Below are 12,543 nucleotides of genomic sequence, written 5' to 3' on the forward strand. Positions count from 1 at the left end.
GCCCGTTCTGGCTGAGCAGGCGTGTCGCTTCATAGGACATCTATCGTCGGGCGAGCCGTTGCGACGAGAGTTGGATCAAGACGCCGCTGTGACACACGGGTCGAAGCCCCGTTACGGAAAAGCGGAGGTAGGCGGACAGAGCGCGCCTGTCACCTGGCCTTCTTCAGCTGTGCCGGGCCGCCGGGGGCTCGCCGCAGCCGCAGGAACGCCGGACCACCAGCGCGGAGGGGAACTGCTTCAGCCGCTCCCGCCGCGAGCCCGAGACCCGCAGCGAGTCGTCGAGCACCAGGTCCACGGCCGCCCGTGCCATCGCCGGGCGGTCCGAGAAGACCGTGGTGAGCGGCGGATCGGTGAGCCCGGCCTCCTTCACGTCGTCGAAGCCCGCCACCGCCAGCTCGCCCGGCACGTCGATCCGCAGCTCGCGGGCGGCCCGCAGCACGCCGATGGCCTGGTCGTCCGTCGCGCAGAAGATCGCCGGGGGGCGGTCCGGGCCCGCGAGGAGCTCCAGCGCCACCAGGTAGGCGTCGTAACGGTTGTACGGGGCCTGGAAGAGCCGGCCCTCCGTCGTGCGGCCCGACTCGTGCATCGCCCGGCGCCAGCCCTCGACGTGGTCGGCCACCGGGTCACCGACCGCCGGGGTCGACTCGACGCCGCCGAGGCAGGCGACGTACTCGTTGCCGTGCTCCAGCAGGTGACGGGTGGCGAGCTGGGCGCCACCGACGTCGTCCGTGACGACGGCGACGTCGTCGATGGCCTCCGGCCGCTCGTGCAGCAGCACGACCCGGGCGTCCCACGCCTCTATCTCCGCCGCCGCGCGCTCGCTGGGCCCCTGGCTGACCAGGATCAGCCCGGAGACCCGCATGCCGAGGAAGGCCCGCAGGTAGTGGACCTCGCGCTCGTCGCGGTAGTCGGAGTTGCCGACGAGCACCATTTTCCCGCGCTCGGCGGCGGCCTGTTCGACCGCGTGCGCCATCTCCGCGAAGAACGGCTGCCGCGCGTCCGGCACGATCATCCCTATGAGATCGGTCCGCCGCGAGGCCATCGCCTGGGCGACCCGGTCGGGCCGGTAGCCCAGCTCCTTGATCGCGGCGAGTACCCGCTCGCGCGTGGCCGGGGCGACCGGCCTGGGTCCGTTGTTGATGACGTAGCTGACGACCGCGGTCGACGTCCCCGCCAGTCTCGCCACATCGTCCCGCGTCACCTTGGCCACGCGCGGCAGTCTACGCGGATATACCTACCTCTTGGCGGGCCGGACCGGGGCTTCTTCCCTCACCTCGACGACCTCCGGCTGCTCCGAACGGGTGAGGCTCTCGGAGGCCGCCTTCGCGGCCGCCGACTTGGCCTCCTCCGCGGCCCGTTCCACCTTCTCGGGTGCGACGAACCGGTAGCCCACGTTGCGGACGGTGCCGATCAGCGACTCGTGCTCGGGACCGAGCTTGGCGCGCAGCCGCCGGACGTGTACGTCGACCGTCCGGGTGCCGCCGAAGTAGTCGTAGCCCCAGACCTCCTGGAGCAGCTGGGCGCGGGTGAAGACCCGTCCCGGGTGCTGCGCCAGGTACTTGATCAGTTCGAACTCCTTGAAGGTCAGGTCCAGGACCCGGCCCTTGAGCTTGGCGCTGTACGTCGCCTCGTCGATCGACAGATCGCCGTTGCGGATCTCCATCGGGGAGTCGTCGGAGGTGATCTGCTGCCGGCCGGTGGCCAGCCGCAGTCGCGCCTCGACCTCGGCGGGTCCCGCCGTGTCCAGCAGCACGTCATCGATTCCCCAGTCCGCGGTGACGGCCGCGAGGCCGCCCTCCGTGACGACGAGGATCAGCGGACAGCCGGGTCCGGTGGACCGCAGCAGCTGACAGAGGGAGCGGACCTGAGGCAGGTCGCGCCGTCCGTCGATGAGGATGACGTCGGCACCTGGGGTGTCGACGAGAGCGGGGCCTTCGGCGGGCGCCACCCGCACGCTGTGGAGCAGGAGACCGAGGGCGGGAAGCACCTCCGTCGACGGTTGGAGGGCATTCGTCAGGAGCAGCAGTGAACTCATCGCCGCCCACCTGCCTGGGTCGTCGGTCGATGATCGTGCACGGTTGGCTCGCCCATTACGTCGGTCCTCCTCGTTCCCTGCGAGAGGGGCACTCCCGGGCCGGGCCCGGGGGAGTATGCGGCACTGCTTCGTACGCTTATTCGTGTTGTCCCGTACGACGTTTCGTCATACGGGTTTTACCGGTACGGCCCCGCGCCCAGGGCCGCTGAGCTTGTTGAAACGTCTCCGTAACAACGCGCGGAAAGCACAAAAGGACCCGGGGGCTGCTTTGCCCGGATCCTCTTCCCAGCAGAATAGCCCACATGAGTTCTGTGTCCGAGGGGCGATTTCGGAGTTCCTCTGTTCCCTTGATCACGCGCCGGCCGTCGCGGACCACGTTGCGCGCCGATGACGGCGTCCCGATCGAGGCGGTGTACGACCCGTGTACGGCGGATGACGGCGCACTCGCGGGCGCGGAGGACACCGGTACGGCGATCGTCGTCGCGCACGGTTTCACCGGTTCGGCGGACCGCCTTGCGGTGCGGCGCGCCGTGGAGGTGTTCTCCCAGCGTGCGGCCGTGATCACGTTCTCGTTCCGGGGGCACGGCGGATCCGGCGGGCGGTCCACGGTGGGCGACCGCGAGGTGCTGGATCTGGCCGCCGCGGTGGCCTGGGCGCGGTCGCTCGGGCACCGGCGCGTCGTTACGGTCGGGTTCTCCATGGGCGGCTCCGTGGTGCTCCGGCACGGGGCGCTGTATACGGCTCCCGCGGCCGAGCGAGAGGGCGTCCGGTCCGTTCCGGTGCGCAGGGGGCGCACGGAAGCGCGTTTGGGGGCGTACGCCGATGCGGTGGTGTCCGTGAGCGCCCCGGCGCGCTGGTACTACCGGGGTACGGCCCCGATGCGTCGCCTGCACTGGGTGGTGACCCGCCCCACGGGCCGGCTCGTCGGGCGGTACGGCTTCCGGACCCGGATCGCCCGCGACGACTGGGACCCGGTCCCGCTCTCCCCGGTCGCGGCGGTCCCGCTGATCGCCCCGGCCCCGTTGCTGATCGTGCACGGCGACCGGGACCCGTACTTCCCGCTCGACCACCCCCGGATGCTGGCGGACGCGGCGGACGGGGCCGCTGAGCTGTGGCTGGAGCGGGGGATGGGGCACGCGGAGAACGCGGCGGACGCGGCTCTCCTCGGCCGCATCGCCGACTGGGCTGCGGCCCAGTAACGGATCGTCCCGCGGTGCACGATGATGGACAGCCGAGTGTGACCCGACGCGAGACGAGAGGAGCCGCCGCCATGCCCGCGGGAACGATCCGTTACTGGGCAGCCGCCAAGGCCGCTGCCGGAACGGCGGAGGAGCCGTACACCGCCGCGACGCTCAAGGAGGCGCTCGACGCGGCACGCGGCCGGCACCCCGGTGAGCTGACCCGGGTGCTCCGGAGGTGCTCGTTCCTCATCGACGGGGACCCCGTCGGGACCCGGAGCCATGAGACCGTACGCCTTGCCGAGGGCGGCACGGTCGAGGTGCTCCCGCCGTTCGCAGGAGGGTGAACCGCAGAACATGAGCAGCAGCGATCAGCAGCATCCGTACCCGGACCAGCCGTACGGCCAGGAGCCGCAGCCTTACGGGAACCAGCCCTACGGCCAGGAACCGCAGCCGTACGGTCAGGAGCCGCAGGCGTACGGGAATCAGCCGTACGCGGACCAGTCGTACGCGGGCCAGGGCTACCAGGACCCCGCTTACGGGCAGCAGCAGCCCTACGGTGAACCGTCCTACGGGCAGCAGGCCCCCTACCCGGGCGAAGCGGCCCCGTACGCACCGCAGGCACCGCAGGCGCCGCAGGGCACGTACGAGCCGCCGCAGGCCGCACCACAGCCGCACCGGGCCGCACACCCGACCCACCAGTCCGTGCAGCAGCCGTACGAGCCGCAGCAGCCGCAGCAGCCCTACCGGGATGCGCAGGCCGGGGAGCCGGCGGTCGCGCAGACCTGGGAGGGCCAGACCTGGGACACCCAGTACCAGCCCACCCTCCGGCCGGCGCAGCAGCCCGTGCAGCCCGTGCAGCAGGCGCAGCCCGCACAGGGCGCCTCCGGCGCCTACCCGCTGCCGCCGGAGGTCCAGTCGGCGCCTGCGGCTCCCGAGCCGGTGGCCGCCTCCGTGGACGCCGCGCAGGACGACGGGTACAGCGCGCCCACCACGCTGGGCAACAGCCGCATCACGGACGCCCAGCGCGCCCGCGCCGAGGGTCGCTCCCCGATCATCGCGCCCGGGATGCAGCCGGCCGCGATCACCGCGGGGCTCGGGCTGCTGCTCGCGCTCGGTGCGGCCATCGGCTCGTACGCCCTGCTCGTCCCGCTGGTGCTGCTCCAGGCGGTGACCGCGGCCGGGTGGTTCCGGCTCAACGGCATGTGGCCGGCCCGGCAGGGCATCGCGCTCGCGTTCGCCGGCGGCCTCGTCGCCGATGTGGTGCTGCTGGCCGCGGGCCGGGAGAACGGTCCGGCCGCGATCCTCGGCACGCTCGGCGTCTGGGTGCTGCTCACGGTCGTCCTCCAGCTGCGCAGCCGGGCGGGCGCCGACGAGCGGATGCAGGGGCTGATGGCCACCGTCGCCTCTGCCGCGCTCGCGGTCCTGGCCGCCGGGCACCTCGCGGCGGTCCCGGACGCGGTGACGGTCGGCGGGGTCGCGGTGGCCCTCACGGTGCTCGCTCGGGCGCTTCCGCTGCCGGGACCGGCCTCCGTGGTGGCGGCGCTGGTCGTCGCGGCGGCGGCGGGCGGGGCGGCGGGAGCCGTCACGGACCTGGGGGCGAAGGGTGCGCTGCTCGGCCTCGCCGCCGGTGGCTGCGCGCTGATCGGGCTGCGGGTGGCCAGCTACGACTACCCGTCGCGCTTCGTGCACATGACCGCCGGAGTGGCGCTGCCGCTCACCGCGGCGGCGCCCGCCGTGTATCTGATCGGCCGTGCGATCGGGTAGACGGTCGCCCGCGACCCGTCACTCGTGACCGTCGCGCCTCATGCGTCACAGAGGTGCCGAAGCCCTCCACGGGGAACCGATGGGGGGCTTCCGCTCGTCGATCACCCGGAGCGTGACGTGCGGCCGAAGTAGGCTCACGGTCGCCGAGCGGTCCGAACGGACGCGGGCGGGGGAGGACAAGGCATGCGTGCACTGCGAATACTGCTGGTCATAGTGGTGGTTCTGGCCGGCGTGTTCATCGCCATCGACCGCGCGGCGGTGTATTTCGCCGAATCGCAGGTCGCGGAGCGGGTGCGGGTGCCCGGCGCGGAGATCGGCTCGACGGACGTCTCGATCAAGGGCTTTCCGTTCCTGACGCAGCTCGCCGGCTCCGAGCTCGACGAGGTCGACGTGAAGATCACCGGCCTGGAGACCAGCGCGAACGGCCACACGCTCCGGATCAGCGAGATGAACGCCGACCTGCACCAGGTGCGGCTGACCGACGGTTTCTCCGGTGCGGTCGCCGCACGGGCCACCGGGACGGCCGTGGTGTCGTACGCGGACCTCACCAAGGCGGCCAGCGCGGACGTCGCGGTCGCGTACGGCGGCAACGGCAAGGTGAAGGTGACCGGCACGGTCCAGGTCCCCGGTCTCGGCCAGGAGATCTCGCGCAGCGTCCTGTCCAGCGTCACCCTGGTCGACGGCCACACCGTGCGGGTGCACGCCGACAAGGTGCCGGGCGAGGGCATCCCCGGGCTTGAGGGCCTGGTGCGCAAGAAGACCGACTTCGACCGCGAGGTCGGCGGGCTGCCCAAGGGCCTGAAGCTGGAGAAGATCGAGCCGACCGCCGAGGGCCTGGAGATCTCGGTGACCGGCACAGAGGTCACGCTCGCCGGCTGACTCCTGCGGCGAGTCGCGGTGCCGTACGGGGCCTGCGCCACATACTGAGACGGCCGCGTCCGTTCCGCAGATGCCCGACGGGCGCGGCGCTCGCGGGAGCGGCCGCCGGGCAGCCGTGAACTTCCTCTCGTCTCACTCTGCGGACGATCGTGTCTCAATGGGTGACACGACGGTGACATGTCCGCCCGTACGTCCCTACGATCGGTCCCATGCAGTGCTCTATTAGCGGTCTCCCGCAGCGGGGACGGGCGGATCTCACGAAGCGGCGGGCAGTGGACCTGTGCCGCGTCGCCGCCATGCTCTGTCGCACTGTCTGAGCGGGAGCGTCGAATTCCCGCATTCCCGGCCTCCCGACGATGCGTCGGGGCCATCCTGATGCCTCTGTGCACGTGCCGAATTCCGCGCCCCCGTACATCCGCATCACGCACCAACTCGCATCATCTCGCCGCAGACTGCCCCGGAGGAGAACACAATGAGCCGCAGTGACGTCCTGGTAGACGCCGACTGGGTCGAGGCCCACATCGACGACCCGAAGGTTGCCATCGTCGAGGTCGACGAGGACACCGCCGCGTACGAGAAGAACCACATCAAGAACGCGATCCGGATCGACTGGACCAAGGACCTCCAGGACCCGGTCCGCCGTGACTTCATCGACCAGGCGGGCTTCGAGGAGCTGCTGTCCGGCAAGGGCATCGGCAACGACACCACGGTCGTCCTGTACGGCGGCAACAACAACTGGTTCGCGTCCTACGCGTTCTGGTACTTCAAGCTCTACGGCCACAGCGACGTCCGCCTGCTCGACGGCGGCCGCAAGAAGTGGGAGCTCGACTCCCGCGACCTGGTGGACGGCGACCAGATCCCGTCCCGCCCGGCCACCCAGTACAAGGCCAAGCCGCAGGACGAGTCGATCCGCGCCTACCGCGACGACGTCGTGAAGGCGATCGGCACCCAGAACCTGGTCGACGTGCGTTCGCCCGACGAGTTCAGCGGCAAGCTGCTCGCCCCGGCCCACCTCCCGCAGGAGCAGTCGCAGCGCCCCGGCCACGTGCCGAGCGCCCGCAACATCCCGTGGTCGAAGAACGCCAACGACGACGGCACCTTCAAGTCGGACGACGAGCTGAAGGCCCTCTACGAGGCCGAGCAGGTCGACCTGTCGAAGGACACCATCGCGTACTGCCGCATCGGTGAGCGCTCCGCGCTCACCTGGTTCGTGCTGCACCAGCTCCTCGGCCAGGAGAACGTCAAGAACTACGACGGCTCGTGGACCGAGTACGGCTCCCTGGTGGGCGTGCCGATCGAGCTCGGCGCCAACAAGTAACTCCGCACCATCCGGACGAGCACGACCCCCGACCAGAAGGACAGAACACCATGTGTGGAGCAAAGGCCGGCGGCCCCGACGCTTCGACGATCAAGCCCGGTGAGACCACCATCCAGGGCAGCGTGACCCGCGACGGCGAGCCCGTCACCGGCTACGTCCGCCTGCTGGACTCGACCGGCGAGTTCACCGCGGAGGTCCCGACCTCCGCGACCGGACAGTTCCGCTTCTACGCGGCCGAGGGCACCTGGACGCTGCGCGCGCTCGTCCCGGGCGGCAGCGCCGACCGCACGGTCGTGGCACAGACGGGCGGCCTCTCCGAGGTGGCCATCGCCGTCTAGCACCAGGCACGGAGACCGGCCGAAGGGCCGTACCCCAGGGGGTTGGACGCCCTACTGAACCGGGGTACGGCCCTTCGTGCCGTCCGGGTGACGGTGCCTGCTCCCCAGGACCGGCTGGGTGGGCGAATCAGGCCTACGCTGGACTTATGTACGCCCGACGCCGTCGCGCATATTTCCTGATGATGGGCGGATGTCTCGTCCTCTTCGTCTCGTCCTGGGCCTTCGTGCGGCTCTGGTCGATTCCCGCCGCCATCAGCATGTGCGTGATCGCCATGGTCATCCCGCCCGTCGCGGCGATCGTGGCCAACCGGAAGGGCCCGGAGGACCGCTGGTGGGACGACCCGCCCGAGGCCCCGGACCCCCGGCAGCGCACGGACAAGCAGCGGCCGGGCAAGGAGAACCCCGCCAACCCCGCCAACCCCGCCAACCCCGCCAACCCCGCCAGAACCGCCAAACCCGCCAACCCCACCGGCGATCCGGAGTCCGACGAGTGGTGGGACGAGCTGGACGGCAAGAAGCGCCGCCGGTGAGCGGTTCTACCGGCGACCGGCTCCGTCGGTAACCGGTTCCGTCAGTAGACGAGGGCCTGCACGCCGTCGGCCATGATCTCGCTGACGAAGACCTGGGCCCCGGCGATCCGTACCCCGTCCAGGACGTCCTGCTCGGTGATGTCGCGGCGGGCCGCGCACTGGGTGCAGAGCGTGATCAGGCCGCCCGACTGGATCGACTCGATCAGATCCGGCAGCGGTGCCGCGTGCGGCAGTTCGAACTCGGCGGCCCGCCCCGGCAGGGCGAACCAGGCGGATTCCCCGGTCAGCCAGAGCGAGACCTCCACGCCGCTGGCGACGGCGACCGCCGCCACCGTGAACGCCTGCGAGCAGCGCTCGGCGGAGTCGGCACCTGCGGTCACCTTGATCACGAGCTTCTTCGGCATATGCGGAACTGTAATCCTCGGGCGTACAACCTCGGCGGTGAGTGGCTGGTCAGTTGGTTGCGCGGATGACGGAATCCGCGCTTCAGGTCTCGTGGGGGGACCCCATTTTGAATCAGAACGACACCATTCCACGCCTTGAGGAAGGGCCCGTCGAGGGGGAGTCCGCACCGGATTCCGGTGCGGTGCGACGACGCCCGCGCGGGCGTACGGCCTTGATCGTCGCCGTCGCAGCGGTACTCGGGATCGCCGGCGGCACCGCGGTCGGCTACGGCGTACAGGCGGAGCGGGCGCCGACCCCGCTGGGCGCACTGTCGCAGCCGGCCCTGGCGTACCCGGCGAAGGCCCTGAAGGCGGACCGGCTGCCGGACCCGCTCCCGGCCGGGCAGGACCGCAGGGTCCGGACGGACGGGGATCTGCGCAAGCTGATCGTCCCGAGGCCGGCGGGCTGGAGCGAGGACAAGGACGTGACGTCCGTACAGGACGGCTGGGTGGAGGTGGAGGACTACGCGCTCGGCTTCGAGCGCGAGGACGTCATGTTCGGCCGCCTCCTGGAGTCCGGCGTCCGCCGGATCGCCGCCGCCGCTTGGAAGAAGGGCGAGTACGGCACGGCGGACATCGCTCTCGTGCAGTTCGCGTCCGGTACGGAGACGCCGGCCGCGGACCACGCGGAGGACCAGCGCCTGTACATGCCCGACAAGGATCACGGCGCGGGCAACAACGGCGACGCGATCAAGGGCAGCCTCAACGGCCGCTACTACGTGTACAAGGCCGACCTGAAGCCGGGCTACCTGCCGATCTACCAGGCCAGGGCGATCTTCGACCGGGGCGAGGTCATGGTCGACATCCACCTGTCCGACACCCGGCCGATCAGCAAGAAGGACATCCGGACGCTGGCCGAGCGACAGCTGGAGCGCCTGTGAGCGACGACGACACCACCACACCCGCCACCACACCCGCGACCACACCCGCACCGCTGCCCGAGCCCGAGCCCGCCTCCGCTCCCGCCTCCGGTCCCGCGCCCGCCCGGAAGCGCGGGAAGCGCCGCGCGATCCTGGCCACGGGCCTGGCCGTGCTGGTGCTCGGGGCCGTCTCCGGCGCGGCCGTGTACACGAAGACCACCGTCGACGACGCCGACCGCACGGTCACGACCGAGCTGTGGGCCGGGTCCTCGCACGGCACCTCCGGCAAGGATCCGGCGGGCGACGTCTCCCGGGGCCGGGCGTCCACCGAACTCAGCAAGCTGCTGATGCCGGTCCCCGACGGGTACCGGCTCGGCCCGGACGACGGGGTGCACGGCAACGACAGCGAGGTCAGCGGCCCTGAGGCCGCCGCCGAGATGAAGGCCGCCAACCGTGGCCTCGCCGGGAAGCAGCGGCGGGAGCTGGAGAAGCGGATCGACAAGCTCCACGTCCAGGGCGTCGCCGTCCGGACCTACACGTCGGACGGGAACGACCTGGTCCTCAGGACCGAGCTGGTGCGGATGAAGGACAAGAAGGCCGTCCGCGACCTCTACGACTTCCAGACGGGGCTCTTCGACGCCATCGGCGTCTTCCGGGACGGGCCCTCGGTCAACGGCCACAAGAAGAACGCCAAGTGCTTCCTGCAGCCCAAGGACAGCGAGCACAAGATCGAGAGCATGTACTGCATGGCGTACGACGGCGAGATGGTCCTCAGCTTCTCGGCCTCGGGTCCCAGGCCCGTCCGCAAGTCGTTCGTCGCCGGTCTGGTGAGGGACCAGCTGGACCACATCAAGTCCCCGGGGGAGTACGTATGACCGAGCAGACCGCCGCCGAAGCCGAAGCCGACACTGCTGCCGCCGAAGCCGAAGCTCCTGACGGCGGAGCTTCCGACGCCGCAGCAGCGGCTCCGCCCATGCCTCCCATGCCGCCACTGCCGCCCGTGCCGCCGCTGCCCCCGACGTTCCGGCCGCCGCGCCGGGTGCTGCGGGCCGTGGCCCGGTGGACCGTCGCCGCGCTGGTGCTCGGCGGACTGGGCGCGGGCTCGGCGTACGCCATCACCGCGAAGGAGCGCACCGACGTACCGGGGCTGGCCACCGAGAGCGACGGGCGCTGGGGGTTCCCCCGGCTGAGCCTGCCCGCGCTCCCGCCCGGCGCGCCCCGCCCGTTCACCGAGGGCAACACCGCGGAGGTCCACCACGCGGACCTGCGCAGGCTGCTGCTGCCCGCCCCGGCCGGAGCAACGGCGGACAAGAAGCTGACGGGCGGCTGGATCAGCACGGAACGGTTCGTCTCCGAGTACGAGAAGAGCTCCCGCGCCGATATCGTCGCCGAGCTGAAGGAGTCCCCTCTCCGGCACATCGCGGCGCGCGGCTGGACCATGCCGGACGGCACGTCGAGCCGGATCTATCTGCTCCAGTTCAACTCGGCGGGCTATGCCGAGGCGTTCCACGACGACCGCTACGGCGGCACCGCGACGGCGGGGGACCCGCCGGCCGGTGCGGCCCGGATGGAGCTGGACGAGAGCTGGTCGGGCGGCGGGAAGGTGGAGCACACCGCGTCCTACGTGGCCGTGGAGCCGAAGCCCTTCGGCGCCGCGCAGGTCAGGCAGGCGTATCTGGTCGCCGGTGACACCGTCGCGCTGGTCGTCCAGTCCCGCCGGGGCGCCGGGGGGACGTCGCGCGTTCCCTTCCACCAGACGGTGATCCTGCAGAACCAGCTGCTGGGCTGAGCCGCTCCGCGGCAAACCCCGAACCGACGGGCCGGGCCTCCACCCATTAGGCTGGGACCCGGCCCGTACTGCTGCCATACCGCTCGTTCAAGGAGCTCCCGTGCTTGAGGCATTCTTCACCACCCTGCTGGTCCTGGTCTGTGTCGGCACCCTCGCCTTCGCCGGTCTGACCGTGAAGAAGCTGTACCAGGGTCAGCGCTGACCTCTCCGTTCCACGCGCGTCCTGCCCGTTCCGCCCGCCTCACAGATCGTCTGAGCCGCTCATGATCGAGATTCCGTCCGACCTCCACCCGGACCTCGTCCCGCTGGCCTTCCTCCTGGGCAACTGGGCGGGCGCGGGCGTGTCCGACTTCCCCGGTGCCGAGAAGTGCAACTTCGGCCAGGAAGTGACCTTCAGCCACGACGGCCGGGACTTCCTGGAGTACTCCTCGCACAGCTGGGTGCTCGACGCCGAGGGCGAGAAGGTCCGGCCGCTGGAGTCCGAGTCCGGATACTGGCGCATCGACAAGGACCGCAAGGTCGAGGTCGTGATGGTCCGCGACCAGGGCGTCATCGAGATCTGGTACGGCGAGCTGGCCCACCAGAAGCCGCAGATCGACCTGGTCACCGACGCGGTGGCCCGGACCGCGGCCTCCGGCCCGTACAACGGCGGCAAGCGGCTCTACGGCTATGTGAAGAGCGACCTGATGTGGGTCGGCGAGAAGTCCACGCCAGAGGTGGAGCTGCGGCCGTACATGTCGGCGCACCTCAAGAAGGTCGTCACCCCCGAAGAGGTCGCCGCGATGGCGAAGAGCCTCGGGGACCTGCCGGACGACGGGATCGCGTTCTTCAAGTAGCCGGCCCGGCGTTCCGCCGTCCGTTCCGCCGTCCGTTCCGCTGGGGGCGGCACCCGTACGGACCTACACTGGGGCCTGTGGTGAGCACCGACTGGAAGACCGATCTTCGGCAGCGTGGCTACCGGCTGACGCCGCAGCGGCAGCTTGTCCTGGAAGCGGTGGACGCGCTGGAGCACGCGACGCCCGACGAGATCCTCTCCGAGGTCCGCCGGACGGCTTCCGGCGTGAACATCTCGACCGTCTACCGGACCCTGGAGCTCCTGGAGGAGCTCGGCCTGGTCAGCCACGCCCATCTGGGCCACGGGGCACCGACGTACCACCTGGCCGACCGCCACCACCACATCCACCTGGTCTGCCGGGACTGCGGAGACGTCATCGAGGCCGATGTCGGCGTCGTCGCGGAGTTCACCGAGAAGCTGCGCGGCACGTTCGGGTTCGAGACGGACATGAAGCACTTCGCGATCTTCGGCCGCTGCGCGGACTGCGCGGCGAAGGCGGCCGGGCGGTCCGGGGATCCGGCGCAGTCCGCGGATCCGGTCGAGCGGTCCGCGAATCCGGCCTGAGGGCCCG

The 12,543-nt window shown here is 70.9% G+C and carries 16 protein-coding genes; 13 read left to right on the top strand and 3 right to left on the bottom strand.

Features of this window, described 5'->3' with window-relative positions; all coding sequences use genetic code 11:
- Positions 1 to 163: 163 nt before the first annotated feature.
- Positions 164 to 1,210, bottom strand: a complete 1,047-nt coding sequence (locus OG892_RS21820) for a LacI family DNA-binding transcriptional regulator (RefSeq protein ID WP_328866088.1) — start codon at positions 1,208 to 1,210, stop codon at positions 164 to 166.
- A 24-nt stretch (positions 1,211 to 1,234) separates the two neighbouring features.
- The gene (locus OG892_RS21825; protein WP_328866087.1) at positions 1,235 to 2,035 is read right to left on the bottom strand and encodes a response regulator transcription factor; all 801 of its coding nucleotides are present in this window, start codon (positions 2,033 to 2,035) and stop codon (positions 1,235 to 1,237) included.
- A 302-nt stretch (positions 2,036 to 2,337) separates the two neighbouring features.
- Between OG892_RS21825 and OG892_RS21830 the strand changes: the two genes are divergently transcribed.
- From OG892_RS21830 to OG892_RS21865, 8 genes are all read left to right on the top strand, one after another.
- Positions 2,338 to 3,234: an alpha/beta hydrolase family protein gene (locus OG892_RS21830; protein WP_371630032.1), complete on the top strand. Its 897-nt coding sequence runs from the start codon at positions 2,338 to 2,340 to the stop codon at positions 3,232 to 3,234.
- A gap of 71 nt (positions 3,235 to 3,305) precedes the next feature.
- Positions 3,306 to 3,560, top strand: a complete 255-nt coding sequence (locus tag OG892_RS21835; protein ID WP_073733072.1) for a MoaD/ThiS family protein — start codon at positions 3,306 to 3,308, stop codon at positions 3,558 to 3,560.
- 10 nt (positions 3,561 to 3,570) lie between these two features.
- Complete coding sequence (locus tag OG892_RS21840) at positions 3,571 to 4,980, top strand: hypothetical protein (protein WP_371630033.1); 1,410 nt, start codon at positions 3,571 to 3,573, stop codon at positions 4,978 to 4,980.
- 183 nt (positions 4,981 to 5,163) lie between these two features.
- Positions 5,164 to 5,859 carry a DUF2993 domain-containing protein gene (locus OG892_RS21845; protein ID WP_073733071.1) on the top strand — a complete coding sequence of 232 codons (696 nt, stop codon included), beginning with the start codon at positions 5,164 to 5,166 and terminating at the stop codon, positions 5,857 to 5,859.
- A 209-nt stretch (positions 5,860 to 6,068) separates the two neighbouring features.
- A complete protein-coding gene (locus tag OG892_RS21850; protein ID WP_353962123.1) occupies positions 6,069 to 6,176 on the top strand; it encodes a putative leader peptide in 108 nt (35 codons plus the stop codon).
- 155 nt (positions 6,177 to 6,331) lie between these two features.
- Complete coding sequence (locus OG892_RS21855; RefSeq protein WP_073733070.1) at positions 6,332 to 7,177, top strand: sulfurtransferase; 846 nt, start codon at positions 6,332 to 6,334, stop codon at positions 7,175 to 7,177.
- 50 nt (positions 7,178 to 7,227) lie between these two features.
- Positions 7,228 to 7,515: a DUF1416 domain-containing protein gene (locus OG892_RS21860; RefSeq protein ID WP_018490348.1), complete on the top strand. Its 288-nt coding sequence runs from the start codon at positions 7,228 to 7,230 to the stop codon at positions 7,513 to 7,515.
- A gap of 146 nt (positions 7,516 to 7,661) precedes the next feature.
- A complete protein-coding gene (locus OG892_RS21865; RefSeq protein WP_371630034.1) occupies positions 7,662 to 8,045 on the top strand; it encodes a DUF3099 domain-containing protein in 384 nt (127 codons plus the stop codon).
- Between the two features lie 41 nt (positions 8,046 to 8,086).
- Here OG892_RS21865 and OG892_RS21870 read toward each other — a convergent pair whose 3' ends face one another.
- Positions 8,087 to 8,449, bottom strand: coding sequence for a DsrE family protein (locus tag OG892_RS21870; RefSeq protein WP_328866083.1), 363 nt, complete (start codon positions 8,447 to 8,449; stop codon positions 8,087 to 8,089).
- A gap of 107 nt (positions 8,450 to 8,556) precedes the next feature.
- Here OG892_RS21870 and OG892_RS21875 point away from each other — a divergent pair, with 107 nt between their 5' ends.
- The 5 genes from OG892_RS21875 (at position 8,557) to OG892_RS21895 (ending at position 12,536) form a co-directional block, all read left to right on the top strand.
- Positions 8,557 to 9,369, top strand: a complete 813-nt coding sequence (locus OG892_RS21875) for a hypothetical protein (RefSeq protein WP_371630035.1) — start codon at positions 8,557 to 8,559, stop codon at positions 9,367 to 9,369.
- Positions 9,366 to 10,223 carry a hypothetical protein gene (locus OG892_RS21880; protein WP_371630036.1) on the top strand — a complete coding sequence of 286 codons (858 nt, stop codon included), beginning with the start codon at positions 9,366 to 9,368 and terminating at the stop codon, positions 10,221 to 10,223. Before OG892_RS21875 ends, OG892_RS21880 begins: the two co-directional genes overlap by 4 nt.
- Positions 10,220 to 11,137: a hypothetical protein gene (locus OG892_RS21885; RefSeq protein WP_371630037.1), complete on the top strand. Its 918-nt coding sequence runs from the start codon at positions 10,220 to 10,222 to the stop codon at positions 11,135 to 11,137. Before OG892_RS21880 ends, OG892_RS21885 begins: the two co-directional genes overlap by 4 nt.
- 263 nt (positions 11,138 to 11,400) lie before the next feature.
- On the top strand, positions 11,401 to 11,973 hold the full coding sequence (locus OG892_RS21890; protein WP_073733065.1) for an FABP family protein: 573 nt from the start codon (positions 11,401 to 11,403) through the stop codon (positions 11,971 to 11,973).
- Between the two features lie 77 nt (positions 11,974 to 12,050).
- Positions 12,051 to 12,536 (top strand): Fur family transcriptional regulator, encoded by a 486-nt coding sequence (locus tag OG892_RS21895; protein WP_073733064.1) that lies wholly within the window; start codon positions 12,051 to 12,053, stop codon positions 12,534 to 12,536.
- Positions 12,537 to 12,543: the final 7 nt, after the last annotated feature.

It is taken from the genome of Streptomyces sp. NBC_00341, assembly GCF_041435055.1.
GTDB lineage: Bacteria > Actinomycetota > Actinomycetes > Streptomycetales > Streptomycetaceae > Streptomyces.